The organism is Vibrio sp. F13, from assembly GCF_020806305.2.
Lineage (GTDB): Bacteria > Pseudomonadota > Gammaproteobacteria > Enterobacterales > Vibrionaceae > Vibrio > Vibrio crassostreae_C.
The window spans coordinates 1,998,729-2,023,313 of sequence record NZ_CP170175.1 but is presented as its reverse complement, the minus strand read 5'-3'; the positions used below and the strand labels follow the sequence as shown (position 1 = coordinate 2,023,313).

25 protein-coding genes are annotated in these 24,585 nt (G+C 46.0%); 13 read left to right on the top strand and 12 right to left on the bottom strand.

Going from position 1 to position 24,585, the window contains the following annotated elements; genetic code table 11:
- Positions 1-37 precede the first annotated feature (37 nt).
- Positions 38-229 (bottom strand): hypothetical protein, encoded by a 192-nt coding sequence (locus LMH68_RS09255; RefSeq protein WP_229647420.1) that lies wholly within the window; start codon positions 227-229, stop codon positions 38-40.
- Positions 230-337: 108 nt separating this feature from the next.
- On the opposite strand from LMH68_RS09255, the gene LMH68_RS09250 reads away from it, so the two are divergent.
- On the top strand, positions 338-877 hold the full coding sequence (locus LMH68_RS09250) for a PadR family transcriptional regulator (protein ID WP_017061141.1): 540 nt from the start codon (positions 338-340) through the stop codon (positions 875-877).
- Positions 878-1,001: 124 nt separating this feature from the next.
- Here the strand turns inward: LMH68_RS09250 and metF are convergent, their stop codons facing one another.
- The 3 genes from metF to LMH68_RS09235 form a co-directional block, all read right to left on the bottom strand.
- Positions 1,002-1,901 (bottom strand): methylenetetrahydrofolate reductase, encoded by a 900-nt coding sequence (gene metF / locus LMH68_RS09245; RefSeq protein WP_229647419.1) that lies wholly within the window; start codon positions 1,899-1,901, stop codon positions 1,002-1,004.
- A 276-nt stretch (positions 1,902-2,177) separates the two neighbouring features.
- Entirely contained in the window at positions 2,178-4,589 is a 2,412-nt protein-coding gene (locus tag LMH68_RS09240; RefSeq protein ID WP_137001065.1) for a bifunctional aspartate kinase/homoserine dehydrogenase II, read from the bottom strand.
- Positions 4,590-4,591: 2 nt separating this feature from the next.
- Positions 4,592-5,773, bottom strand: coding sequence for an O-succinylhomoserine (thiol)-lyase (locus LMH68_RS09235; RefSeq protein WP_017063681.1), 1,182 nt, complete (start codon positions 5,771-5,773; stop codon positions 4,592-4,594).
- 208 nt (positions 5,774-5,981) lie between these two features.
- On the opposite strand from LMH68_RS09235, the gene metJ reads away from it, so the two are divergent.
- Positions 5,982-6,302: a met regulon transcriptional regulator MetJ gene (metJ, locus tag LMH68_RS09230; protein WP_004415993.1), complete on the top strand. Its 321-nt coding sequence runs from the start codon at positions 5,982-5,984 to the stop codon at positions 6,300-6,302.
- Positions 6,303-6,468: 166 nt separating this feature from the next.
- Here metJ and LMH68_RS09225 read toward each other — a convergent pair whose 3' ends face one another.
- On the bottom strand, positions 6,469-7,776 hold the full coding sequence (locus tag LMH68_RS09225) for a malic enzyme-like NAD(P)-binding protein (RefSeq protein ID WP_229647418.1): 1,308 nt from the start codon (positions 7,774-7,776) through the stop codon (positions 6,469-6,471).
- A gap of 334 nt (positions 7,777-8,110) precedes the next feature.
- Positions 8,111-8,329 (bottom strand): 50S ribosomal protein L31, encoded by a 219-nt coding sequence (gene rpmE, locus LMH68_RS09220; RefSeq protein WP_407834094.1) that lies wholly within the window; start codon positions 8,327-8,329, stop codon positions 8,111-8,113.
- Positions 8,330-8,661: 332 nt separating this feature from the next.
- Between rpmE and priA the strand changes: the two genes are divergently transcribed.
- The 7 genes from priA (at position 8,662) to rraA (ending at position 16,617) form a co-directional block, all read left to right on the top strand.
- Positions 8,662-10,863, top strand: a complete 2,202-nt coding sequence (priA, locus tag LMH68_RS09215; protein WP_229647417.1) for a primosomal protein N' — start codon at positions 8,662-8,664, stop codon at positions 10,861-10,863.
- A 240-nt stretch (positions 10,864-11,103) separates the two neighbouring features.
- On the top strand, positions 11,104-12,108 hold the full coding sequence (gene cytR / locus LMH68_RS09210; protein WP_048605405.1) for a DNA-binding transcriptional regulator CytR: 1,005 nt from the start codon (positions 11,104-11,106) through the stop codon (positions 12,106-12,108).
- A gap of 122 nt (positions 12,109-12,230) precedes the next feature.
- The gene (gene ftsN, locus LMH68_RS09205; RefSeq protein ID WP_229647416.1) at positions 12,231-12,770 is read left to right on the top strand and encodes a cell division protein FtsN; all 540 of its coding nucleotides are present in this window, start codon (positions 12,231-12,233) and stop codon (positions 12,768-12,770) included.
- 234 nt (positions 12,771-13,004) lie between these two features.
- On the top strand, positions 13,005-13,553 hold the full coding sequence (hslV, locus tag LMH68_RS09200) for an ATP-dependent protease subunit HslV (RefSeq protein ID WP_004729692.1): 549 nt from the start codon (positions 13,005-13,007) through the stop codon (positions 13,551-13,553).
- A gap of 58 nt (positions 13,554-13,611) precedes the next feature.
- A complete protein-coding gene (gene hslU, locus LMH68_RS09195) occupies positions 13,612-14,952 on the top strand; it encodes an HslU--HslV peptidase ATPase subunit (RefSeq protein ID WP_017061150.1) in 1,341 nt (446 codons plus the stop codon).
- Between the two features lie 155 nt (positions 14,953-15,107).
- Positions 15,108-16,025 carry a 1,4-dihydroxy-2-naphthoate polyprenyltransferase gene (locus tag LMH68_RS09190; RefSeq protein WP_017061151.1) on the top strand — a complete coding sequence of 306 codons (918 nt, stop codon included), beginning with the start codon at positions 15,108-15,110 and terminating at the stop codon, positions 16,023-16,025.
- Between the two features lie 73 nt (positions 16,026-16,098).
- Positions 16,099-16,617, top strand: a complete 519-nt coding sequence (gene rraA / locus LMH68_RS09185) for a ribonuclease E activity regulator RraA (RefSeq protein WP_102333889.1) — start codon at positions 16,099-16,101, stop codon at positions 16,615-16,617.
- A 97-nt stretch (positions 16,618-16,714) separates the two neighbouring features.
- On the opposite strand, the gene zapB is transcribed toward rraA, so the two are convergent.
- Positions 16,715-16,957, bottom strand: coding sequence for a cell division protein ZapB (zapB, locus tag LMH68_RS09180; protein WP_008219652.1), 243 nt, complete (start codon positions 16,955-16,957; stop codon positions 16,715-16,717).
- 324 nt (positions 16,958-17,281) lie between these two features.
- Here zapB and glpX point away from each other — a divergent pair, with 324 nt between their 5' ends.
- From glpX to LMH68_RS09165, 3 genes are all read left to right on the top strand, one after another.
- Positions 17,282-18,289: a class II fructose-bisphosphatase gene (gene glpX, locus LMH68_RS09175; RefSeq protein WP_017061153.1), complete on the top strand. Its 1,008-nt coding sequence runs from the start codon at positions 17,282-17,284 to the stop codon at positions 18,287-18,289.
- Positions 18,290-18,487: 198 nt separating this feature from the next.
- Positions 18,488-19,108 carry a helix-turn-helix transcriptional regulator gene (locus LMH68_RS09170; RefSeq protein WP_017063674.1) on the top strand — a complete coding sequence of 207 codons (621 nt, stop codon included), beginning with the start codon at positions 18,488-18,490 and terminating at the stop codon, positions 19,106-19,108.
- A gap of 122 nt (positions 19,109-19,230) precedes the next feature.
- The gene (locus tag LMH68_RS09165; protein WP_017061155.1) at positions 19,231-19,578 is read left to right on the top strand and encodes a DUF3135 domain-containing protein; all 348 of its coding nucleotides are present in this window, start codon (positions 19,231-19,233) and stop codon (positions 19,576-19,578) included.
- A gap of 61 nt (positions 19,579-19,639) precedes the next feature.
- On the opposite strand, the gene LMH68_RS09160 is transcribed toward LMH68_RS09165, so the two are convergent.
- On the bottom strand, positions 19,640-20,068 hold the full coding sequence (locus LMH68_RS09160; protein ID WP_017063673.1) for a DUF805 domain-containing protein: 429 nt from the start codon (positions 20,066-20,068) through the stop codon (positions 19,640-19,642).
- A gap of 45 nt (positions 20,069-20,113) precedes the next feature.
- Positions 20,114-20,461, bottom strand: coding sequence for a 5-carboxymethyl-2-hydroxymuconate Delta-isomerase (locus LMH68_RS09155; protein ID WP_017061157.1), 348 nt, complete (start codon positions 20,459-20,461; stop codon positions 20,114-20,116).
- Positions 20,462-20,710: 249 nt separating this feature from the next.
- Here LMH68_RS09155 and tpiA point away from each other — a divergent pair, with 249 nt between their 5' ends.
- Positions 20,711-21,481: a triose-phosphate isomerase gene (tpiA, locus tag LMH68_RS09150; protein ID WP_017061158.1), complete on the top strand. Its 771-nt coding sequence runs from the start codon at positions 20,711-20,713 to the stop codon at positions 21,479-21,481.
- Between the two features lie 149 nt (positions 21,482-21,630).
- Here the strand turns inward: tpiA and pfkA are convergent, their stop codons facing one another.
- From pfkA to LMH68_RS09135, 3 genes are all read right to left on the bottom strand, one after another.
- Positions 21,631-22,593, bottom strand: a complete 963-nt coding sequence (gene pfkA, locus LMH68_RS09145; RefSeq protein ID WP_017061160.1) for a 6-phosphofructokinase — start codon at positions 22,591-22,593, stop codon at positions 21,631-21,633.
- Between the two features lie 317 nt (positions 22,594-22,910).
- The gene (gene fieF / locus LMH68_RS09140; protein ID WP_017066567.1) at positions 22,911-23,819 is read right to left on the bottom strand and encodes a CDF family cation-efflux transporter FieF; all 909 of its coding nucleotides are present in this window, start codon (positions 23,817-23,819) and stop codon (positions 22,911-22,913) included.
- A gap of 164 nt (positions 23,820-23,983) precedes the next feature.
- Entirely contained in the window at positions 23,984-24,493 is a 510-nt protein-coding gene (locus tag LMH68_RS09135) for a CpxP family protein (RefSeq protein ID WP_229647415.1), read from the bottom strand.
- Between the last annotated feature and the right edge of the window lie 92 nt (positions 24,494-24,585).

Below are 24,585 nucleotides of genomic sequence, written 5' to 3'. Positions count from 1 at the left end.
CCATTCAACAGACAAAAGGTCGCCTAGTGCGACCTTTTTATTTCACAAAATAAGCAATAGTGAGTTTTTTGTCAGTTTTTTGGGTTATTTTGTCCATGTATTCTACTTTATGCTTATTATTTAGATATACTACTGCTCCGCTGCGGAAACACTCCAAAAAATAATCTGCAGCATCTTGACCAATAAACTGGTCAACACCTAGGTGATAAACGGCTTTGTAAGGTGACATAACCAACCGATGAGTTGGTGCTACTTAGACATAACCAATATAACGTGCCATTAGAAGCACACTTGTTGTTTAAGTATTTGTTTACTGTTTACCATTTGGATTTCAGACATGTCATTACCACACGTAATTCTAACCGTTTTAAGTACACGCGATGCTACTGGTTACGATATCACAAAAGAATTCTCCGCAAGCATTGGTTACTTCTGGAAAGCTAGCCATCAACAAGTTTACCGCGAGCTAAATAAAATGGCTCAGAACGACCAGGTAACTTGCGTGCTTGAGCCTCAAGAAGGCAAACCTGATCGTAAAGTTTACTCTATCACTGATGCTGGCCGTGGCGCGCTAGGTGAATGGTTTGAACAACCAACTGCACACCCAACCGTTCGTGACGAGTTCTCAGCTAAGCTAATGGCTTGTGCTGTACAACCTTCTGACGCTTACCGTGTACAACTTGCTGAGCTAGTAGAAGAGTCTCGCAAACTGGTTTCTCACTACCGTGAAATCGAAGCAGCTTACTACGCAACGCCATCGACACTAGACAAGCAAGCACGCCTTGAGCGTCTAACACTTCGTCGTAACCTACTTATCCGTGAAGCATGGATTGTATGGGCTGAAGAAGTACTGCTTGAACTTGGCGCTCTAGCTTAAGTTAAGCTAGAAAAGCAAAAGGCTTGAACTCTATGAGTCCAAGCCTTTTTTGTATCTATAGGATTTGAAATGTTACTGCCAGAGGCTTTTTACAAGTGCTTAGGCTTTACTTCTTAGACTTTTCTTACAGCGCAGCGACTTGCGGACGAACACCTAGCGTATGGCAAAGTGCATAAGTCATTTCTGCACGGTTTAGCGTGTAGAAGTGGAAATCTTTCACACCTTCACGGCTCAGTGTACGAACCATATCAATTGCTTGGCTAGCACCAACAAGCTGACGAGTCGTTGGATCATCATCCAAACCTTCAAACTGCTTCGCCATCCAGCCCGGTACTTTTACGTTGTTCATCGCAGCAAAGCGAGATGCTTGCTTGAAGTTAGAAACCGGCAGAATGCCCGGTACAATCTCAACATCAACGCCAGCCGCTACACAGCGGTCACGAAAGCGTAGGTAGCTCTCTACATCAAAGAAGAACTGAGTGATGGCACGGTTGGCACCCGCATCCACTTTACGCTTTAGGTTAATAAGATCAGATTGAGCGCTTTTTGCTTCAGGGTGAACCTCAGGGAATGCCGCTACTGAGATATCAAAATCGTGGCGAGATTTAAGTAGCTCAACCAAATCACATGCGTACATCTCTGGCGCGCCGCCGCCTGCTGGAATATCACCACGTAGCGCAACAATACTCTCGATACCATTTGCCCAGTAATCGTCGGCAATTTGAATCAGCTCTTCACGGCTTGCATCAATACACGTTAGGTGCGGTGCAGCCACTAGGCCGGTTTGGTTTTTAATTTCTTTAATGATTGAGTGGGTACGGTCACGTTCACCCGAGTTTGCACCGTAAGTTACCGATACAAATTTTGGTTGAAGTGTTTTAAGGCGGTGAACAGAGTTCCACAGGGTCTCTTCCATCTTCTCACTGCTCGGTGGAAAAAACTCAAATGACACATTGATGTTGTCAGAAAGCTCAGCGATATTCTGATTTAAAGCGTCGATATGACTAGCGTGTGTGTATCCCATCTTACTCTCCCTGTGGCAAAAGCAACCACTAAAAACTCAAATCCTTAAACGACGTTTAGACGTCTATATGTCTGTAGAATGTATTGAATACGATTTAATGTCAACAGATCCATTATGAATTTTTCTCAAGTAGATCGTGAGTAAAACTCAAGTCGTTAGATGGGTCGCAAAGCAGAAATAATGTAGAAAAAAGGCTGAAAAACACATCGTGCTTTCAGCCTTATTTATCTTAGTGAATAGTATGCCATTTAGACACTAAACCAACCGATCTGAGTATCAGAACAGGCTAGACATTCTGTTTAAATCAGATTGAATTGCACCTGCCGTTACTTCACGACCGGCACCTGGGCCACGAATAACCAATGGATTATCTTTGTACCATTTGCTCTCAATCGCAAAGATGTTGTCGCAAGGCAACAAGTTCGCCAGAGCATGTTCTTTAGACAGTGCTTCAACGCCTACGGTTGCCTTACCGTTCTTCTCCAAACGCGCTACGTAACGCAGAACTTTCTGTTGAGAGTGCGCTTTCTCTAAACGCTCAGCCAGCTCTTCGCTCAGTACAGAAGCTTTGTCGAAGAAGTCATCCACAGATAGATCTTGCAGCTCTGCAGGTACGAGCGATTCCACTTTTACGTTTTCAGGTTCGATATCCAAACCAGATTCACGCGCCAGAATCACCAGCTTACGCATCACGTCTGAGCCATCTAGGTCAGCACGAGGGTCAGGTTCCGTAAGGCCTTGTTGCCATGCTAAGTCAACCAACTCGCTGAACGGCACGGTGCCATCAAACTGTTGGAACAACCAAGACAACGTGCCCGAGAAAATGCCAGACAACGCAATGATGTCATCGCCACTTTCACGTAGGTCACGTACCGTGTGGTTAATCGGCAATCCAGCACCCACTGTCGCGTTGTACAACCAATGACGGCTGATCTTAGCGAAAGCATCTTGTACTTGATGGTAATACTCGCTCGATGCAGAACCTGCCACCTTGTTCGCCGAGATTAGGTGAATACCTTGTTGTGCGATTTGCAGATACTTTGCTGCAAGCACTGGGCTCGCAGTCACATCCAGAACCACTGCTTCGTCATAACCTTGAATAGAGCCCAAACGCTCTAACCAGTCGTTACCATTGTTAGCAATAGCTTCGTCGTCAAAGCGCTTACCTACCGAAGTCGCATCAATGCCTTGATCGTCGAACCAATAGGTTTGGCTATCAACCACGGCAACCAATTCAAAGTTCATTCCACGGCGCTTTTCAAGTTCCGCTTTTTGCTCAGCAAACAGGCTTAACCAGCTTGAACCAATATTGCCCTTACCACACAAGGCAATCGCAACACGCTTCTGCGCTTGGAACAGTTGAGAATGAATGCCTTTCACTAGACTTGATGTTTCACTCTTACGAATCACAGCCACCAAGCTTAAGCCTGAGTTCGCTTCTGAGATGAACTCAACCGGCGAGCTCTTAAGCTGCTGGTAGAAACCGTAGCAATGATTAGGGTTCTTAGTCACACCCGCACCCACTGCAGCAATCAGAGAGAAACCTTCTTTTAGCTTAATCTCAGCTTCAATCGCATGGTCTTGGAGATATTCTAATGCACCACCAGCGATCTCTTCTGTGTAGGCAAGACGCAAACAGTGTTGATCCGGTTCAAGCTCATAAGCAAGCGGCTCAAGTTGAGCACGCTTAAGCCCTTCAAGCACTTCACTCTCTAGACGGTCGAAATCATGGCCGTGACCAAAGGTCAGTTGCACGATAAGCACTTCATCCAAAGAGGTAATGATTTTTGCGCCACGACCCGATGCCAGTACACGCTCGATCTGTGTAGAGCCCGCCTCCGGCTGATAGCTGCAGCGTAAGCTGAGATCCATAGCACTTTGAGCCACAGGCTGTAGCGTTCGGCTGTGAAGCACTGGAGCGGCAAGACGAGCCAATTCGCTGGCTTCATCAAGGCGAAGTAGAGGCAATAGACACGCATCTGAAACCAGACGAGGGTCAGCGCTGTAAACGCCTGCCACATCACTCCAAATCGTCACGCGTTCAACTTCAGCCAAAGCACCAATCACGGTTGCTGAGTAATCCGAACCGTTACGGCCAAGCAATACCGTTTCACCCTCGCAGTTCTGAGCCATAAAGCCCGTAATCACCACGCGGCAATGTGCATGCTGCGCCAAGGCTTCTTTGATCAGAGGGTAAGAACGTGCGCGGTCGACTTCAGGCTGAGCGCCCACTTCTGCACGTAAAAAAGCACGCGCATCTTGAGCAACGGCTTGTAAATCATGCTGGCACAACAAAGCCGCGAGTATACGTGAAGACCAAACCTCACCGTGTCCAAGCACTTTTGCTTTTTGTGCTTCGCTCAAGGGAGCCGTTAGCTCACCCAAAGCGGTAAATTCTTGTTGAATGGTTGAAGTAAGTTGTGCGGCTGATTCACCCTCAAGCAGTGCTTCAATCAGATCGAGTTGGAACTGACGAAGTGCTTGTAGGCATTCATGGGCAATACGACCATCTTTGTCGAGCGCTTCAACAAATTCAATCAAACGGTTGGTTGTTTTGCCTGCTGCCGATACCACCACCAAATCAGATGCTGATGAGTATTCTCTAAGAATGTTGACCACGCGTTGGTAACATTCAGGATTCGCTAAACTGCTGCCACCAAATTTATGTAGCTGGCGAAAGGTTGCCATTATTAACCCTCCCCTTCAGCGATAAAGCGCTGTGTTCTTTCAAACGCTTGCTTGAGGTCATCGATTAGGTCTTCTGCATCTTCAAGGCCAACAGATAGACGCAGTAGTTGCTGAGAAACACCCGCTTCTGCTAAGGCTTCTTCACCCATCGCGCGGTGAGTCATCGACGCAGGGTGACAAATCAGGCTTTCAACACCGCCCAATGATTCTGCCAAAGAAAACAGCTCTAACTTATCAACAAAGTATTTAAGCGCCTCGAATGAGCCCGCAAACTCAAAACTGAGCATGGAACCAAAGCCCGATTGCTGTTTCTTCGCGATATCATGACCCGGATGTTCAGGAAGGCTTGGGTGGTAAATAGTGCCAACAAGATCTTGTTGCTGCAGAGACGCTAGAATTTCACGTGAGCTTTCTTCGTGAACTCGCATACGCGCACCTAGCGTACGAATACCACGTAAAGTCATGTAGCTATCAAATGGTGTGCCGGTCGCACCAATACAGTTGCCCCACCATGCTAACTCTTCAGCGTGTTCTTCTGTCTTAGTGACCACAACGCCACCAATAACATCTGAGTGTCCATTGATGTACTTAGTGGTTGAGTGGATAACAAAATCAGCACCCAGCTCTAAAGGCTTTTGGAACACAGGTGTCAAAAACGTGTTGTCGACAGCAACCAGAGCACCAACCTCTTTCGCTTTACGGCAAGTTTCTGCAATATCAACCACGCGAACCAGTGGATTCGATGGGGTTTCAATTAAGATCAACTTTGGCTTAAGCGCGAGCGCCGCATCCAGCGCTGCTTGATCCGATTGATCAACGAACAGAACTTTGAAGTCACCTTTTAGCGAGCGAGTGTTAAACAGACGGTAAGTACCGCCGTAGCAATCGTGCGGTGCAATAATAAGATCATCGCCGCCTAAGAAAGCCGAAACCCATAAGTTAAGCGCCGAAGTACCACAGTTAGTCACAACCGCGCCTTTGCCTGATTCAAGCTCAAACAGTGCCGTCTCTAATAAACCGCGGTTTGGGTTACCAGAACGGGTGTAATCGTACTTTGGCACTTCACCAAAAGCGGGAAACCCATAGTTAGTCGAAAGATAAATGGGTGGGACAACGGCATGGTGTTGCGTGTCTGACTCGATACCAGTACGTACTGCGATTGTTGCTGGCTTCCGGCTGCTCATAGGTGCTTCCTTACAAGTTTTGCGTCTGAGAATCACAGCGGCTTGTCGGCATTTTGCGGCTGTGTTAGATATATGTTATTCACTTTACTTTCATAAACGTGAGACGTCAACACTTCTAGACGTCTATATGTCTTTGCTTATGGCAGTAAATCCCGCTAAAATCACCACTATTAATTTATTCTAACAACTAAAGTGATGAAGGTACGCAATGGCCGACTGGAATGGTGAATACATAAGCCCATATGCTGAGCATGGAAAGAAAAGCGAACAAGTAAAGAAAATTACAGTTTCTATCCCTCTAAAAGTGTTAAAGGTTCTTACTGACGAGCGTACTCGCCGCCAGATTAATAACCTACGCCATGCAACAAACAGTGAGCTACTGTGCGAAGCCTTTCTACATGCGTACACAGGCCAACCACTACCAACGGATGAAGACCTTCGTAAAGACCGCCCAGACGATATTCCTGCTGAAGTGAAAAAGCTGATGACAGAGATGGGTATCGAGTTCGAAGCGTTTGACGAAGAATAAAAACAACTCAGTCACTGCCTTCATTATTGATTCGCTCTAGCTGAACCTTATTTATCACATCGCGCATAGCTTTTTATGATTGCGCTGTGAATGATAGACATAAAAAAACCGACTCCAGATGAGTCGGTTTTTTATTATTCTTTTTGGCTCAATAGAGCAATAGCTATTAAGCCATATAGTTAGCAGGCATCTCGATACGAGCTACGCCAGATTCAACAGCCGCTTCCGCAACTGCTCGTGCTACGCGAGGAAGTAGACGTGGGTCCATTGGCTTAGGAATGATGTAACCCTTACCGAACTCCAGTGCAGTCTCGCCCGCAGCTGCTAGTACTTCAGCTGGAACTTCTTCTTTCGCCAGTTCACGAATCGCTTTAACCGCCGCTAGCTTCATTTCGTCATTAATTTCGCTCGCACGCACGTCTAGTGCACCACGGAAAATGAATGGGAAACAAAGTACGTTGTTTACTTGGTTAGGGTAATCACTGCGGCCTGTACCCATGATTAGGTCAGAACGAACTTCGTGTGCAAGCTCAGGCTTGATCTCTGGATCTGGGTTTGAACATGCAAACACAACAGGCTTATCAGCCATCAGCGTTAGTGCTTCAGCAGGCAGTAGATTCGGCCCCGATACACCCAAGAACAGGTCAGCGCCTTCGATAACATCTTCAAGCGTACGCTTATCAGTGTTATTTGCGAACAGCTCTTTGTATTCGTTGAGGTCATCACGACGAGTATGGATCACACCTTTACGGTCAAGCATGTAGATTTTTTCACGCTGAGCGCCACACTTAATCAGTAGTTCCATACAAGCAACCGCCGCTGCGCCAGCACCTAAACAAACGATCTTACACTCTTCAAGTTTCTTACCTTGAAGCTCGATCGCATTCAGCATACCCGCTGCCGTTACAATCGCAGTACCGTGTTGGTCATCGTGGAATACCGGAACATCACAACGTTCAATCAGGCGACGTTCAATCTCAAAACAGTCTGGTGCTTTGATGTCTTCCAGGTTAATACCGCCGAATGTATCTGCGATATTCGCAACTGTATCAACGAACTCATCGATTGTGCGGTGTTTTACTTCAATATCGATAGAATCTAAACCAGCAAAACGCTTAAACAGGAGCGCTTTGCCTTCCATAACAGGTTTAGAAGCAATAGGGCCAAGGTTACCTAGGCCAAGAATCGCTGTACCGTTAGAGATAACTGCAACCATGTTGCCTTTACCTGTGTACTTATAAACGTTATCAACGTTCTGTGCGATCTCGCGAACAGGCTCAGCCACGCCTGGGCTGTATGCAAGTGCTAGGTCTTCTGCAGAGTTTGCAGGCTTCGTCAGTTCTACGGCAATTTTGCCTGGAATTGGGAACTCATGGTAATCAAGAGCTTGCTGACGGAATTGTTCTTGAGGCGATAACGATTTTTCAGATGATAACGCTTGAGAGGATTGATCTTGGCGGCTGTCTTCAGACATAGGTGTAGGTTCCTAGGATATTATTATTTGGGGGATCTTGTTCATGTTAATGGATGTACTTCAAAGTTCCTAGGTGGTTGAAGCCTCTGTCTCATTAAAAAACGAGATTTCACTACTAATAAGACCAGTGAGCAGTTGAAATTACTATCGCTTGTTGAAGTTTCGTGCTGAATTTTGGTGAAGAGAGATACGCAAGGAATTGCCCTGAAATAGAATAGAGAGGCAACTTATCGTTGGGTGAGAGTGATGCTTGAATAGAAGTCAGTGCTTTCTCAAATTACAGGCAACAAAAAAGGACACCGAAGTGTCCTTTTTCATGTCTAAATAGCGAGAATCACTTCTTGCTAGAAAGAGCACCGAAACGCTTGTTGAAGCAATCAACACGGCCGCCAGTATCTACGATACGTTGCTTACCAGTGTAGAACGGGTGACATTTGTCACATACGTCTAGGTGGATTGATTCTTTTGCTAGCGTTGAGTTGAACTCAAATGTGTTGCCGCAAGAACAAGTTGCAGTAACTGCTTTGTATTCTGGGTGGATTCCAGCTTTCATGGGATAACCTCAAGTAGGCCGTGTCGCTATACGATTCTAAGCCGCACACCACACGTAGTTTAAAAAAAGAAATAAAGACACCGCATCGACACAAAAGAGTGATGAAGCCATACCTTTAAGGCGCAGTATAGTAATGAATCTATAAAGCAGGATCAACCGATTTGATACATTTTTCACCAATTCTCTCTTTATTTCCTTTATCGGCCTGAGATTTCGGGCTGTCGTTGTCGGTATACGCTAACTCGCCACCTTCATCCAAACTGCTTCTCGAATTTAACCGCCTTATCCTTTAGACTGTTCGCTCTCGTCAATTCAGATAAAGCCGTCCCTTTATGCGTCCAATGATTGCCCGTGTGGCGCTGCCTGTTCCACTCGACAAGCAGTTCGATTACAAGATTCCAAACCACCTATTCCCGATTATTGGTGGTCGCGTCTCTGTGCCTTTTGGACGACAAACCTTAACTGGGATTGTCACGGCTCTGGTTAACGAATCAGAATTCGAGCTAGATAAGCTCAAGCCCATTAAAGCCTTATTAGACAACCAACCCGTTTGGCCGGAATCTGTCTATTCACTGTTAATGTGGTGCAGTCAGTTTTATCAGTACCCTCTTGGCGAAACCTTTGCTAACGCCCTTCCGAGCGCTCTAAGAAAAGGCAAAGCCGCCGACTTCGCGACGCTGGTTGAGTGGCAGTTAACGCCATCAGGCAAAGACCAACTGATGCAAGGTTTTGGTCGCGCGGTCAAGCAAGCCAAAGTGATGCACATGCTTGAACACGGCCCGGTTCCTCATCAAGAGTTCATTGATGAAGAAGTTGGCAGCGCCGTACTCAAAACGCTAGAAGAGAAAGGCTGGATTGAATCGGTAGAGAAAAAGCCAACGCGTCAGCCGTGGCCAGTTGATCTTGAAAACGACCAAGACAAGCCTAAGCTCAATGCCGAACAAGCCATCGCGATTGCGACCGTAAATAGCCAAACCGACTTTGGTTGCTTCCTGTTAGAGGGCGTTACTGGCTCAGGTAAGACCGAGGTTTACCTTAATATGATTAAGCCGATTCTCGACCAAGGTAAACAAGCGTTAGTGCTCGTGCCCGAGATTGGCCTCACCCCTCAAACGATTAACCGCTTTAAGCGACGCTTTAATGTACCTGTTGAGGTTATCCACTCAGGTTTAAACGATTCTGAGCGACTGAATGCTTGGTTATCGGCGCGCGATAAAATAGCGGGCATCGTGATTGGTACCCGTTCGGCTCTGTTCACGCCGTTTGCTGACCTAGGTATTATCATTGTCGATGAAGAACACGATGCGTCTTATAAACAGCAAGATAGCCTGCGCTACCACGCTCGTGATGTGGCGATCATGCGTGCGCACAAAGCGCAGATTCCAGTTGTGTTAGGCTCGGCGACTCCGGCCTTTGAGACGCTGCACAACGCTCAGATCGGCAAATACAGTTATCTCACCCTGACTTCACGTGCGGGTGTCGCACTGCCGACCACCAATAAGGTGTTGGATGTTAAAGGTGAATATCTAGAAAGTGGTTTGTCTGCGTCGTTAATTGCAGAGATGCAAAGACACCTCAAAGCTGGCAACCAAGTGATGCTGTTCCTCAATCGTCGAGGGTTTTCTCCGGCATTAATGTGTCACGATTGTGGTTGGACAGCCGAGTGTAAACGTTGTGATGCTTACTACACCTATCACCAATACAGTAATGAGATGCGCTGCCACCACTGTGGTTCTCAGCAGCATATCGTGCACAACTGCCAAGGTTGTGGGTCTGTGAACTTGGTGACAGTGGGTGTCGGTACCGAGCAGTTAGAAGCTCAACTTGGTCAACTATTCCCGGAATACAAAACCATTCGTATTGACCGCGACAGCACCCGCCGTAAAGGCAGCTTAGAAAGCGCGCTCGAGTCGATTCGGAAGGGTGAATTCCAAATTCTTATCGGCACGCAGATGCTTGCTAAGGGTCACCATTTCCCTGACGTGACACTTGTGGCGTTATTGGATGTGGATGGCTCTTTATATAGTAGTGACTTCCGTGCCTCTGAACGTCTTGCCCAGCTATTCATCCAAGTAGCGGGACGCGCAGGACGAGCAAGCAAACCCGGTGAAGTGATCTTACAGACTCACCACCCAGAACATGGGTTGTTGCAAGCCTTGCTACACAAAGACTATAACCACTTTGCTCAGACGGCGCTGGCAGAACGTAAGCAGGCAATGTTACCGCCCTATACCTTTATGACGCTGTTTAGAGCAGAAGCCAATGACACTCGCTTGGTGGAAGAGTTCTTGCGTCAGGTTCGTCACACATTGGAATCGCACCCGCTGTTTGACCAATATTGCATGGTGTTAGGGCCAACCCCGGCTCCGTTAGCAAAACGAGCGGGCAAATCGCGCTGGCAGTTAATCTTACAAACTCAGACGCGCTCGTTAATGCAGAAGCTATTGATGAGTGCCAAGCCGGCCATCAATATGTTACCTGCTGCGAAAAAAGTTCGCTGGTCACTCGATATTGAGCCGCAAGATTTGAGTTAAACCCACTTGGGTTAAAACTAATGATAAGTTTGTTCACAAATATTTCATATTTCTCGTGAGCAACTTCACACTAGTCATGTGATTTTTGTTAATCTAGCCGTAACTTTACACGGATTAAACGAATAAAATATTGCAATAAAAAAAGTGTTAGCAACACTTTCATAATATCTATTCGATTACATTTATTATTCACGCCTTAGATGCTTAGGCGGCAAAGGAACTTAAAAGAGGGTTTAATTTATGGCGACAATGAAGGATGTTGCCCAGCTAGCAGGCGTCTCAACAGCCACGGTATCACGTGCATTGATGAACCCTGAGAAAGTCTCAGTTTCGACTCGCAAACGAGTGGAAACAGCAGTACTTGAAGCTGGATACTCACCCAATACATTAGCTAGAAACTTACGTCGCAACGAATCAAAAACCATCATCACTATTGTTCCTGATATCTGTGACCCTTATTTCGCCGAGATCATTCGTGGTATCGAAGATGCCGCAGTAGAAAATGATTACCTTGTTCTACTGGGTGATAGCGGCCAGCAAAAGAAGCGCGAGTCTTCGTTTGTTAACTTAGTTTTCACCAAACAAGCCGACGGCATGTTGCTGCTGGGTACTGACCATCCGTTTGATGTCAGCAAACCTGAACAAAAGAATTTACCGCCGATGGTAATGGCGTGTGAGTTTGCCCCTGAGCTTGAACTGCCTACGGTACACATCGATAACCTGACCTCTGCCTTTGAAGCGGTGAACTACCTAGCTCAGTTAGGTCATAAGCGTATTGCTCAAATTTCAGGACCAGTATCGGCAACACTGTGTAAGTTCCGCCAACAAGGCTACCAGCAAGCGCTGCGTCGCGCCGGAGTCTCAATGAATCCAGCCTATAGCACGGTCGGTGACTTCACCTTTGAAGCGGGCGCTCAAGCGGTTCGTCAATTACTGGCACTTCCTGAACAACCTACAGCTATCTTCTGTCACAACGATGCGATGGCGATTGGTGCGATTCAAGAAACGAAGAAGCTGGGCTTGCGCGTTCCTCAAGACCTATCGATTGTCGGCTTCGATGACATCCAATTCGCTCAATACTGCGATCCACCGCTAACCACCATTTCTCAGCCTCGTTATGAGATTGGACGCCAAGCGATGTTGATGATGCTTGATCTATTAAAAGGCAACGATGTGCAAGCAGGTTCGCGTCTACTTGAAGCTAAATTAGTCGTTAGAGGCAGCACCGCACCACCTCGAATGTAACCCTCAGAAATACCCTTATAAATCTGCGGCACATTTTGATGTGCCGCTTCCATTTCTGCACTATTATCCTCGCGCAATCTGGATTACCATGAGGACAGAATCAGCAACTATTGAATTGTCTTGTGGCTAATAGAGATTATGTAAAGCGCGGTCGTGGCACGAAAAAACCGACCAAGAAACAAGCCCCTCGCCGTAAACCTTGGCGCAGTGGTCTTTTGGCGATCCTCCTTGCCGGTGGTTTTGGTTATGGACTTTACTTATTGAGTAATAATCCTGAGCCGCCAGCACCAACACCTGTGGCTACCAAACCAAAACCTAAGCCAAAACCAGCGAAAGTGATTCCACCGCCTCCAGAAGAGAAGTGGGACTACGTTGAAACGCTGCCAAGCCGCGAGATTGAAGTTAAAGCCAAAGAGCAAGAGATCTCTAAGATCCCTTACGTGATGCAGTGTGGCGCTTACAAAACGTCAGCACAGGCAGAAACGCGCAAGTTAGATATTGCGTTCCAAGGTATCTCGAGTGAAATCCGTAAAAAAGACGGCAGTAGCTGGTACCGTGTGGTTTTAGGGCCATACAAGTTGAAGCGTGACGCCGAGCGCGATCGCCATAAGCTGCAACGGGCGAAAATCGAACCTTGCGCTATTTGGAAAGACACCGATTAGATTTAGATTTAGATTTAGCAATAGTCGCAGTCTTAATCTTAGCAAAAGCCGAAAAACAAACTCCGAAAGCCTCCCATTGTGGAGGTTTTCTTTTATTTACTCCCTTTAGTCAGTTTTCCTTACAACTTCCGCCGATAAGTTGCGCGACATCACTCGCCCTTCCTTGAATTATCCGAGCACCATCCTCATATACTTTTTATACCCAAAGATAAGAAATATTAAGAGGCCCTACTCGTGACTACCATTGTATCTGTACGTCGTAATAATAAAGTCGTCATCGCGGGTGATGGACAAGTATCTCTAGGCAATACTGTAATGAAGGGCAATGCCCGTAAAGTACGTCGCCTATACAACAACAAAGTACTGGCTGGTTTTGCTGGCGGTACGGCAGATGCTTTCACGCTATTCGAAAAATTTGAAAGCAAGCTGCAAATGCACCAAGGCCATCTCACCAAAGCGGCAGTTGAGCTAGCGAAGGATTGGCGTAGCGACCGTGCTCTACGTAAGTTAGAAGCACTGTTAGCAGTAGCGGATGAGACCGCTTCACTGATCATCACAGGTAACGGTGACGTAGTTCAACCTGAGAACGACCTGATTGCGATCGGTTCGGGCGGAAACTTCGCTCAAGCAGCCGCTACTGCACTATTAGAAAATACTGATTTAGATGCGCGTGAAATCGCAGAAAAGTCGCTGAACATTGCAGGCGACATCTGTGTCTTCACCAACCATCACCACACTATTGAAGAACTAGAAAGCACCGTTGAGCTGCCAAAGCCAGAGTAACGACCGCTTCCATCAATAACGTTGTATTCAACAGTGATTAAAGAATTAAGGAAAAACCATGTCTGAGATGACTCCTCGCGAAATTGTTCACGAACTCAATCGCCACATTATCGGCCAAGACAACGCTAAGCGCTCAGTGGCTATCGCTCTTCGTAACCGCTGGCGCCGTATGCAGCTTGAAGAAAGCCTACGTGTTGAAGTATCGCCAAAAAACATCCTGATGATTGGCCCAACGGGTGTAGGTAAAACTGAAATCGCTCGCCGCCTAGCGAAATTAGCAAACGCGCCTTTCATCAAGGTAGAAGCGACTAAGTTCACCGAAGTGGGTTACGTTGGTAAAGAAGTTGAAACCATCATCCGTGATCTAACGGACGTTGCGATCAAGATGACGCACCAACAAGCGATGGAAAAAGTACAATACCGCGCTGAAGAACAAGCTGAAGAACGCATTCTTGATGCCCTTCTACCACCAGCGCGTGATGCTTGGGGTCAGAACGAGCAATCAACTGAAGACACCACCTCTTCAAACACTCGTCAGATTTTCCGCAAGAAACTGCGTGAAGGTAAGCTAGATGACAAAGAGATTGAAGTTGATGTAGCCGCACCGCAAATGGGCGTTGAAATCATGTCACCTCCAGGCATGGAAGAGATGACAAACCAGCTGCAAGGCATGTTCCAAAACCTAGCGGGCGACACCAAGAAAAAGCGTAAGATGAAAATCAAAGACGCATTCAAAGCACTGACGGAAGAAGAAGCTGCGAAGCTTGTGAACCAAGAAGAGCTGAAAGAGAACGCGATCTTCAACGCTGAAAACAACGGCATCGTATTCATCGATGAGATCGACAAAATCTGTAAGCGTGGCGACAGTTCAGGCCCAGATGTATCTCGCGAAGGTGTTCAGCGTGACCTACTGCCTCTTATCGAAGGCAGCACAGTATCAACCAAGCACGGTATGGTTAAAACTGACCACATCTTGTTTATCACATCAGGCGCATTCCAAGTGGCTAAGCCATCTGACCTGATCCCTGAGCTACAAGGTCGTCTACCAATCCGCGTAGAACTTGAAGCACTATCAGCACATGACTTCAAACGCATCCTAACTGAGCCAAAAGCATCTCTAACAGAGCAATACATTGCCCTAATGAAAACAGAAGATGTCAACATTGAGTTCACTGAAGATGGCATCAACCAGATTGCGGACGCAGCATGGCGCGTAAACGAAACCACTGAGAACATCGGTGCGCGTCGTCTACACACAGTGATGGAGCGTCTAATGGATGAGATTTCATTCGAAGCAACAGACAAAGCTGGCAGCAAGCTAGTGATTGATGAAGCTTACGTAACATCGAAACTTGGCGAATTCGTTGAAGACGAAGACCTAAGCCGCTTCATCCTGTAGCACACCAAACTCTAACTTATTGCTCTATCTCAAAGAAATAGCAGCTAATAAGCGAATTCAAGGCCCACTTTCGAGTGGGCTTTTTATTACCCGAAAAATGGGCGTATACTCAAATCACAGTATGAAACGAAGACTTACAAAGAATTAGACCTACGATGAAACAATCTCTACTGATCTGGCTTGATGCCGCACGACCAAAAACTCTGCCTCTCGCACTTGTCTCTATTCTTACAGGAAGTAGTTTAGCGTTCGCCGGTGGTCAGTTTTCTTTATCGATAGCCCTACTGGCATTTTTAACCGCCACCCTATTACAGATTTTATCGAACCTAGCCAATGACTATGGCGACGCCGTAAAAGGCACAGACAACGAAAATCGTCTGGGGCCAACACGTGCCATGCAATCTGGCGCGGTAACAGCGAAAACCATGAAGCAAGCGATCATCCTCAACATCGTGTTTACTATGGTCGCTGGGCTGATTCTTATTTTTCATGCCTTAACCTCGATTGAAAGTATCTTATCTTTCATTGCGTTAGGCATATTAGCCATTGTTGCTGCCATCGCTTATACCGTCGGTAATAAGCCTTATGGCTATATTGGCCTTGGCGACTTATCGGTATTTATCTTCTTCGGTTTATTAGGTGTTTCAGGGACTTACTTCTTGCACACTGGCCATGTTGAACCAAGCCTATTCCTTCCGGCATTGGGCTGTGGCTTGATGGCGGTTGCGGTACTCAATATCAACAACATGCGTGATATCGAAAACGACAGCGAATGTGGTAAGCGCACCATGGCGGTTCGCCTAGGACAACGCAAAGCCAAACACTATCATTTTGCTCTGCTTGGCCTCGCCCTTGCGTCTTTCGCTATCTACCTGCTTATTCAAGAAAAACCGGTCTGGATCAGCCTGCCGTTTTTGCTGAGCATTATTATTGTTTACAAGCATGGCAAAGCCGTTTGGGAAACCGAAAAGCCAGCGCAAATTGCACCAATGATGCCCGTGATTGTGAAATGCTCACTGGTCACTAACCTATTGTTTGCAGGGGTTGTCGTAGCTCAAACTCTATTGAGTTAAATGAGACTAATCATTGCAAAGGGATCAAGCGCCGATATACTCAAAGTAAGCTCATTGTTCAAAAGGTATACTAATGGAATACAACACTTCAGCACTGTGCGACATATATTTGGATCAAGTTGATGTCGTGGAGCCAATGTTCAGCAACTTCGGTGGACGTGCATCCTTCGCAGGACAGATCACGACATTAAAGTGTTTTGAAGACAACGCTTTGATTCGCTCTGTACTAGAGCAAGACGGTCTGGGGCGTGTGTTGTTAATCGATGGGGGCGGCTCACTACGTAAAGCGCTGATCGATGCTGAGATAGCCCTACTTGCCGAAGACAATGAGTGGGAAGGGATTGTGGTTTACGGGTGCGTTCGTGAAGTCGATGAGCTTGAAGACATGAACCTAGGTATCCAAGCCTTGGCTTCTATCCCTGTTGGTGCGAGCCAAGAAGGTGTCGGTGAATTAGACGTTCCAGTGAACTTTGGCAGCGTGACCTTCTTACCTGAAGATTACCTCTACGCAGACAACACTGGCATCATTCTTTCTGCCGAACCTCTAGATGTAGAACTCAATTTGGATGTCGAGGAAGAAGACGTCGAGTAACTCTCACTCAGCTTCAAATAATAAAACAAATCATAAGAACACAAACAAAAACGCCCGCTACTGAGTAGCGGGCGTTTTTTTAAATCTGAAGAGTCGATTACTCTACTTCATCCATTTTACCAAGAAGGTTACGGATGCGATCTTGCCATGCTGAATGCTCTTCCTGCATTTGCTGAGTTTTTTGCTCTAGCTCGTGACGGCTTGCTTTAAGCTCACCAGCTTCTGTTGCTAGTGCTTGTTTCTCTTCTTTAAGCTCTTCCACTTCCATTTGAAGAAGTGCAATTGTATCTACTGCTGTTTGAATTTTTGCTTCTAGCTGCTCTAGTACTTCAAAAGACATTCTGGCCTACCTTTAAGTTATCCGTTTGATGGTGAAGGTTCACTCCACTTATTTCCCCATTCTACTCAGCAGAGCAAGGATAAACACTCAATATATTCGATATTTTGCGCCATTCGATGAAAAAAACAGCGCTTTTTACCGAATATTGACGTGAACGATTACCGCCACAACGGCAAACCGATTATTTTGATGAATAATAACTGTTTTCCACTGCGAATTGATCGAGAGCAATCTCCAAAAAACAAAAAGGCAAACGTTTCCTTTTGGATATGGTAAAATTCGCCGCGAAATTTCTATTCCCCCTTTGAAAATTTTGGAGTCCGCATGAAACGCGATTTAGCAATGTCATTCTCTCGTGTCACAGAAGGTGCAGCACTAGCTGGTTACAAGTGGCTTGGCCGTGGCGATAAAAACGCTGCAGATGGCGCTGCTGTAGAAGTAATGCGTAGCCTATTAAACAAAACCGAAATTAGCGGTGAGATTGTTATCGGCGAAGGTGAAATCGATGATGCACCTATGCTATACATCGGCGAAAACGTAGGTGTGGGCGGCGACGCTGTCGACATCGCAGTTGACCCAATTGAAGGGACACGCATGACAGCAATGGGCCAATCAAATGCATTGGCTGTATTGGCTGCGGGCGAAAAAGGCAGCTTCCTTAAAGCGCCTGATATGTACATGGAAAAGTTGGTTGTTGGCCCTGGCGCTAAAGGCGTGATTGACCTAGAACTGCCACTAACAGAAAACCTAGAAAACATCGCTAAAGCACTAGGTAAAACACTTGATACTCTAGTCGTAACCACGCTTGCTAAGCCTCGTCATGATCAAGTCATCGCCGACATGCAAGCAATGGGCGTTCGTGTATTTGCTGTGCCAGACGGTGATGTTGCGGCTTCTATCTTAACCTGTATGCCAGACAGTGAAGTAGACGTCATGTACTGCATCGGCGGCGCACCTGAAGGTGTGGTCTCGGCGGCGGTAATTCGCGCACTCGACGGCGACATGCACGGTCGTCTTCTACCTCGCCACGAAGTGAAAGGCGACACAGAAGAGAACCGCAAGCACGGTGAACTTGAACTTGAGCGCTGCGCAGAAATGGGCGTAACGGCGGGTATCGTATTGAAGATGGAAGACATGGCACGCAGCGACAACGTTGTATTCTCAGCAACAGGCATCACTAAGGGTGACTTGCTAGAAGGTATTTCTCGTCAAGGTAATATCGCAACCACAGAAACCCTGCTTATCCGTGGCCGCTGCCGTACAATTCGCCGCATCAAATCTATCCACTACCTAGAGCGTAAAGATCCAGAAGTAGTAGGTCATATCCTGTAAGCCTAAATTCGGTGAAACAGAATATTCCAAGGCTGATACCTAGTATCAGCCTTTTGTTTTATTAGCGCACCAGAATCTGACCATGGCAGCCAATAGAGTAAAACGCTATCTATAGAGTAAATTATCATCAATATAGTAAATGGTTTGCTTTATAAACACCTTGCCTCATAATAGTAAGGTTCATTAGGTAGGGATAGTATGAAAACAAGCGACAGAATCTTACAGACCATTAAGCGTCAAGGCGCGGTAACCGCGAAACAACTGTCAGAAGAATTTGGCATGACGACAATGGGGGCAAGGCAACATCTGCAAAGCCTGGAAGATGACGGTATTCTTGCGTTTCATGATGTGAAAGTGAAAGTGGGTCGCCCGACTCGCCACTGGTCCCTGACTCAACAAGGTCATAACCAATTTTCAGACCGACATGGTGAACTCACCATTCAAGTGATTGATGCTGTCGAGAATCTATTTGGTAAAGAAGGGCTGGCTAAGGTTGCTGCCGAGCGTGAACAACACACTCTTAAGCAGTATCAAACTGCGCTGTCTGGCTGTGATTCACTCATCAGCAAGCTTAAAAAACTCACCCAGCTTCGTGAAGACGAAGGCTACATGGCTGAGCTTCAAGAGCATGATGATCACTACATCTTAATTGAGAACCACTGCCCTATCTGTAAGGCTGCAACTCGCTGCCCTAGCCTGTGCCAATCTGAGCTCAACGTGTTTACTGAGTTACTAAAAGATGAGTGTCACGTGAGCCGTACAGAGCACATCATTGCTGGCGAACGACGCTGCACTTACACCTTAACACCCGCCCTTTGATTGCAAAGGTAATCGGCTAATACCGTCTCAATATTGAGAAAATACAAATAGATTAAAATTTGTACAGATTTCTTTCTTAAGCTTAGAGCATATGAAACACGCTTAATGCTAAGGAAGGAATGATGGCGCATCCACAACCCGCTCAAAAACTGCCACCCTTTGATGAACTTGTCCAACTCGCGAAAAGCGACCCGAAAGCATTCAATCAATTCAAACACGAGATGTGCGAACAGATGATTTGTTCGGCTTCAGACGTGATGCAAGACCGACTTCGTGCGCAGCAAAGTCACATCGACTTAGTGGTTAGCCGTTGTAAAAACCCACACCACGCCAATGTCGTACTCATGCAAGAGCTGCGCTGTCAGGTCTGTAAGTTCCAAGATGCACTCGAAGGGCGCTGCGGCTTTGAAGAATCTCTGCCTGAAAATGTCGTGCCTTTTAAGCCGAATACCGAACCTAAAATGTACTGAAATTAGCAAAGCACTAAAAAGAAAAAGGGAGCGTAATGCCCCCTTCTTATTGGTTCGCTGTTCAATATTTACATGGGTCTTCGCCGTAGTCATTACGGCCTTCTGTACCTTTCAACAAACCACACTCAATCAGAATCCAGAAACCACACACTAATGCCGCGACGGTTGCCGCCATATGAATTGGCGATACCGGCTCTGTCGTCGTTGCAACCATTGGCGAAGCTAAACGACCCAATACTAATGGCACATTCAATAGTAGCCAGTAATTAGACTTATTGCGGTCGTGCCAGCGCTTAGCGGTTACCGCAAGGTCTGGGATCACAAGCATCAATAGGATGATTGGTAGCAGGATATAAGAGTAAGCAGGGAACAACACAGAGATACCTGAAGCAAAACCGGTAATCGCTATGTAGTAGAAAACATTCCAAATCCAGTAAGTCTTACGACCAATTCTCCCCTTGAAAGAGAGCAGTAATTCTTTCATCGACATCTTAAATACTCAAATTTATACGCCGCTAAAAGTCAGCAGCAATGGTTAGTTTATTACTTTTTGAAAGCAACTTTTATCCATATCACGAATATTCACCGTTAAGCTTCTTACATGACTCGCTTGTTCTTGCAGGATCTGCATTAACGATCGTGACAATTCTCGCTTTTGCTCTTCCGTTCGTCCCGAAAGTAACTCAAAGCTGATATGAATAAAGTCTACACTATCTTCCTCATCACCGACCAACCAATTATGGCAACGCAGTGAACGAGATTTCACTGATGGCACATCAAACAAGCCACATGTGAGAGCGACTTGGTGGAGATCTTCCAGTAAGCCTTGGATATTTACTCGCTCATCCACTGAATTGGAGTACTCTAGAACTAGATTCGGCATTGTTACTTCCTGTTGTTAACGCAATCGTTTGTCCCTTAATAACAACTAACGATGAAAAATCCGAGAAGTTAGCTATTATTCTGTCTGCCGGATCACTGATATATGCTCAAAATCTACTCTGACCATTGAGTAAGATCCAAGAAAGTCATGACCACAGTCATGATCTGTTGATATTAATCTGTTATATTATTTCGTAATAAAGTTTACTTTTTTACATTCGATTTATTTAAATACTTTGGAGATATTCCTATGCGTCATCCTGTAGTTATGGGTAACTGGAAACTAAACGGCAGCAAAGAAATGGTTGTTGATCTACTAAACGGTCTTAACGCTGAACTTGAAGGCGTAACAGGCGTAGACGTAGCAGTTGCTCCACCAGCACTTTTCGTTGATCTAGCAGAGCGTACGCTTACTGAAGCGGGCAGCGCGATCATCCTAGGTGCTCAAAACTCTGACCTAAACAACAGCGGTGCATTCACTGGCGACATGTCTCCAGCAATGCTTAAAGAGTTCGGCGCATCTCACATCATCATCGGTCACTCTGAGCGTCGTGAATACCACAACGAATCAGATGAGTTCGTAGCTAAGAAATTCGCATTCCTAAAAGAGAACGGCCTAACTCCAGTTCTTTGTATCGGTGAATCTGAAGCACAAAACGAAGCAGGCGAAACTGTTGCAGTATGTGCTCGTCAACTTGACGCTGTTATCAACACTCAAGGTGTTGAAGCTCTTGAAGGCGCTATCATCGCTTACGAACCAATCTGGGCTATCGGTACTGGTAAAGCAGCTACAGCTGAAGATGCACAACGCATCCACGCTCAAATCCGTGCACACATCGCAGAGAAATCTGAAGAAGTTGCTAAGAAAGTTGTTATCCAATACGGCGGTTCTGTTAAGCCAGAAAACGCAGCAGCTTACTTCGCACAACCAGACATCGACGGTGCTCTAGTTGGCGGCGCAGCTCTAGACGCGAAAAGCTTCGCAGCTATCGCTAAAGCAGCAGCTGAAGCAAAAGCTTAATTTAAACCTCACCGTTTAGATTAGATGAAAGGTCAACTTAGGTTGGCCTTTTTTATTACCTGTCGTTTCTGAAACCCAAACGGCAGGCACAAAAAAACCGCTGAATAATCAGCGGTTTTTAAATTCTTTAAGAGAACGCTAAGCGTGGCTTAGAACAACTCTTCTGCAACGCGGAACAGCTCAGAACGGTCTGGGTTCTGCATGTTCTCGATACAATCGATGATGTCGTGGTGAACAAGTTCTTCTTTCTCGATACCAACACAACGACCACCGTGACCTTCTTGAAGAAGGTGAACAGCGTAGTTACCCATACGAGAAGCCAATACACGGTCAAATGCAGTAGGACGACCACCACGTTGGATGTGACCAAGAACCGTTGCACGAGTTTCACGACCTGTTGAAGATTCGATCTCTTTAGCCAGTTCGTTAGCATCCATCATTAGCTCAGTTAGAGCGATGATTGCGTGCTTCTTACCTTTCGCAATACCATCTTGGATGTTGCTGATAAGCTGTTCTTTATCTAGGCCAGTCTCTGGAGTAATGATGTACTCACAACCACCCGCGATTGCTGACATAAGCGTAAGGTCACCACAGTGACGGCCCATGATTTCAACAATAGAAATACGTTGGTGAGAAGAAGACGTGTCACGTAGACGGTCAATTGAATCAATAACAGTGTTAAGCGCTGTTAGGTAACCGATTGTGTAGTCAGTACCCGCGATATCGTTATCGATTGTGCCTGGAAGACCGATACATGGGTAACCCATTTCAGTCAGCTTCTTAGCACCCATGTAAGAACCGTCACCACCGATAACAACAAGTGCTTCGATACCGTGCTTCTTAAGGTTCTCAATGCCTTTCTCACGAACAGCAACGTCTTTAAATTCAGGGAAACGTGCAGAACCTAAGAAAGTACCACCACGGTTGATCACGTCAGATACGCTTGAACGGTCAAGCTTTTCGATACGGTCTTCAACAAGGCCTTGGTAGCCATCGTAAATACCGTAAACTTCAATGCCAACTGATAACGCAGTACGAACAACGCCGCGAACTGCTGCGTTCATACCTGGAGCGTCACCACCACTGGTCAAAACACCGATCTTCTTAATCATGCTCACCCTCGATTTTTGGGAATCTATTATTCAATTCTTGTTCTTGCTGATTGTATATCAACAAGATTTTAAATCTATATTTGTGCGTTATGTTACATTTCCTCAACAGGAATAGCACTCAAATCGCGTAAAATTATGTAACATTTCTACTTCTGTAAGAGTATTACAGTTTTACTCAATAACTTTGTTGATTCACATCAGAATCAACATTAATTGTTACTAAGGTGGTTTTTGAATCACCTAACAGTTAATAATTTTTACTCACTTTAGTTCAAAAGCCACTCACTTACCATTTGCCCGCTGATTTTTAGCACGCATTACCACGAGTGGAATTTCTGCTGCTTCTCTGGTCCAAATACGACCGAATACGGGTCTTGGTGAATTAATACATCAGCATCAGGGAACACGGAGATAAGCTTAGCCTCTACTTCGTCAGAAATGCGATGCGCTTCAATAAGTGGGATATTATCTTCCAATTCTAGATGCAGTTGGATGAAGCGTATTGGCCCCGAGCGACGCGTTCGTAATTGATGCACACCCAACACGCCTTCCACGCTCAATGATGTCTCTTTAATCTGTTTCAGCTCATCATCTGGCAGCTTATGATCAAGCAGAGACTGAACCGCTTCCATCGCCATTTGATAAGCGCTGTACAGAATGTAGATACCTATACCCACCGCAAATACAGAGTCCGCTTGGCCAAGCCCAAACCAACTCAATGCCAGTGCCAGCATAATCGCGGCGTTCATATAAAGGTCTGATTGATAGTGCAATGAATCGGCTGCAATAGCTTGGCTACCCGTTTTGTTGACCACATGTTTTTGGAAGCGAACCAGACCAAAGGTCATCACTATCGCGAACAGGCTGACGTAGATACCAATTTCTGGAGAGTTCAGTTCATGAGGTCGGAAGAAGCGCTCAATACCATTGAGAATAAGGAAACATGCAGAGCCTGAAATAAACATTGCCTGCGCTAATGCAGCGAGAGATTCAGCCTTACCATGACCAAAGGTGTGCTCTTTGTCGGCAGGCTGCAGAGAGTAACGAACCACGATAAGGTTAACGACAGAGGCCGCGATATCCAGCATTGAATCCACGACGGAAGCCAACAGACTCACGGAACCTGTCACCCACCAAGCTGCGACTTTCACTATCAATAAAATAGTGGCGATGGTGGTGGCTGCCCAAGCGGCGAGCGTAACTAAACGTGCGTATTCTTGTTTCATAACTTGGCTATAAAGTGACTGATAGCACAAAGTATAACCTGCAAACCACCAATTGAATATGACAGCCATGATGTGAAACATTCATTTTTAAGGATCAAAAAAAGCGACACTCGGCCGCTTCTTTCTAAACACTTTCATTCAACGCTGATTTTTCAAGCAATGAATTACTTGTCTTTGTTCATGCGTTTTCCCATTTTGTCAGCACACTTAGTCATGCGCTCTTGTTGGATTTCTTTCAGTTGAGTCTTTTGCTCAGCCGTTAGTACGCTCATCATTTGGTGTTGCTTCTTAAGCATTGCTACGCGACGCTCAGTTTGCTTCTCAACCATTTGGCTTGCTAGGTCGTTTGCTGCTGCTTCGTCAAAGTTGTCAGCAAGTACCAATGCTTGAACCTTTTCGTGATGCGCTTTCATTTGCGCCATTTTTGCCGTTTTGTTTGCACCGCGCTTTGCTTTCATCTCAGCACGGTCTGCTTCACGCATCTCTTTTAACTGTTCTTTTTGAGCGTCGGTTAGGTCTAGTTGGCGCATTACTTTTTTATCGAAACCGCCACACTTGTCGTGCATACCTTTGTGGTCACCTTTATCACCACCACCGTAAGCATACGCGCTTGCTGTACCTAACATTAGTGGAAGTGCCGCAGCTGCTAGTACAAGTTTCTTAGTCATTTTCATAATTGTTGCCTCAATTCGGTATAATAAGTCATGTGTTGCGTCTGTTTCTCAGCGCTTAGATATAGATTAGTCTTTCCCTCGTAAAGTGACGT

What these genes read in the sequence shown, in the direction of transcription:
- LMH68_RS09255 (WP_229647420.1), bottom strand. Translation starts at nt 229, where the DNA reads ATGTCACCTTACAAAGCCGTTTATCACCTAGGTGTTGACCAGTTTATT.
- LMH68_RS09250 (WP_017061141.1), top strand. Translation starts at nt 338, where the DNA reads ATGTCATTACCACACGTAATTCTAACCGTTTTAAGTACACGCGATGCT.
- metF (WP_229647419.1), bottom strand. Translation starts at nt 1,901, where the DNA reads ATGGGATACACACACGCTAGTCATATCGACGCTTTAAATCAGAATATC.
- LMH68_RS09240 (WP_137001065.1), bottom strand. Translation starts at nt 4,589, where the DNA reads ATGGCAACCTTTCGCCAGCTACATAAATTTGGTGGCAGCAGTTTAGCG.
- LMH68_RS09235 (WP_017063681.1), bottom strand. Translation starts at nt 5,773, where the DNA reads ATGAGCAGCCGGAAGCCAGCAACAATCGCAGTACGTACTGGTATCGAG.
- metJ (WP_004415993.1), top strand. Translation starts at nt 5,982, where the DNA reads ATGGCCGACTGGAATGGTGAATACATAAGCCCATATGCTGAGCATGGA.
- LMH68_RS09225 (WP_229647418.1), bottom strand. Translation starts at nt 7,776, where the DNA reads ATGTCTGAAGACAGCCGCCAAGATCAATCCTCTCAAGCGTTATCATCT.
- rpmE (WP_407834094.1), bottom strand. Translation starts at nt 8,329, where the DNA reads ATGAAAGCTGGAATCCACCCAGAATACAAAGCAGTTACTGCAACTTGT.
- priA (WP_229647417.1), top strand. Translation starts at nt 8,662, where the DNA reads ATGCGTCCAATGATTGCCCGTGTGGCGCTGCCTGTTCCACTCGACAAG.
- cytR (WP_048605405.1), top strand. Translation starts at nt 11,104, where the DNA reads ATGGCGACAATGAAGGATGTTGCCCAGCTAGCAGGCGTCTCAACAGCC.
- hslU (WP_017061150.1), top strand. Translation starts at nt 13,612, where the DNA reads ATGTCTGAGATGACTCCTCGCGAAATTGTTCACGAACTCAATCGCCAC.
- LMH68_RS09190 (WP_017061151.1), top strand. Translation starts at nt 15,108, where the DNA reads ATGAAACAATCTCTACTGATCTGGCTTGATGCCGCACGACCAAAAACT.
- rraA (WP_102333889.1), top strand. Translation starts at nt 16,099, where the DNA reads ATGGAATACAACACTTCAGCACTGTGCGACATATATTTGGATCAAGTT.
- zapB (WP_008219652.1), bottom strand. Translation starts at nt 16,957, where the DNA reads ATGTCTTTTGAAGTACTAGAGCAGCTAGAAGCAAAAATTCAAACAGCA.
- glpX (WP_017061153.1), top strand. Translation starts at nt 17,282, where the DNA reads ATGAAACGCGATTTAGCAATGTCATTCTCTCGTGTCACAGAAGGTGCA.
- LMH68_RS09170 (WP_017063674.1), top strand. Translation starts at nt 18,488, where the DNA reads ATGAAAACAAGCGACAGAATCTTACAGACCATTAAGCGTCAAGGCGCG.
- LMH68_RS09165 (WP_017061155.1), top strand. Translation starts at nt 19,231, where the DNA reads ATGGCGCATCCACAACCCGCTCAAAAACTGCCACCCTTTGATGAACTT.
- LMH68_RS09160 (WP_017063673.1), bottom strand. Translation starts at nt 20,068, where the DNA reads ATGTCGATGAAAGAATTACTGCTCTCTTTCAAGGGGAGAATTGGTCGT.
- LMH68_RS09155 (WP_017061157.1), bottom strand. Translation starts at nt 20,461, where the DNA reads ATGCCGAATCTAGTTCTAGAGTACTCCAATTCAGTGGATGAGCGAGTA.
- tpiA (WP_017061158.1), top strand. Translation starts at nt 20,711, where the DNA reads ATGCGTCATCCTGTAGTTATGGGTAACTGGAAACTAAACGGCAGCAAA.
- pfkA (WP_017061160.1), bottom strand. Translation starts at nt 22,593, where the DNA reads ATGATTAAGAAGATCGGTGTTTTGACCAGTGGTGGTGACGCTCCAGGT.
- fieF (WP_017066567.1), bottom strand. Translation starts at nt 23,819, where the DNA reads ATGAAACAAGAATACGCACGTTTAGTTACGCTCGCCGCTTGGGCAGCC.
- LMH68_RS09135 (WP_229647415.1), bottom strand. Translation starts at nt 24,493, where the DNA reads ATGAAAATGACTAAGAAACTTGTACTAGCAGCTGCGGCACTTCCACTA.